Genomic DNA, 234 nt, shown 5'->3' on the forward strand with positions numbered 1-234 from the left:
CGCAGAGAGTTCGCATCGTAACGCTACTCTTGACGAACATGCGGTATTCCTAGACGAACAACGGCACGAAATACGGATAGACCAAGGCAACCAGCACGAGCATCGAAACAATCCAAAACATGGACCGATACCTTTTGTTGGTCTCGGGCATGGCGCACAGCGTTCCAGGTTGGCAGTTTTCTACGGCAGGGGCACGATAAATCTTACGGTAAGCCAATGCCATACAAGCTAGTG

General features: G+C 50.9%; 1 protein-coding gene. It reads right to left on the reverse strand.

From position 1 onward, the window contains the following. Positions 1 to 49: 49 nt before the first annotated feature. Positions 50 to 234: mercuric transporter MerT family protein (locus tag KVT32_RS31650; protein WP_254637109.1), on the reverse strand; the 185-nt coding region annotated here is incomplete at its 5' end.

Source organism: Achromobacter sp. GbtcB20 (assembly GCF_019091095.1).
Classification (GTDB): domain Bacteria; phylum Pseudomonadota; class Gammaproteobacteria; order Burkholderiales; family Burkholderiaceae_B; genus Achromobacter; species Achromobacter mucicolens.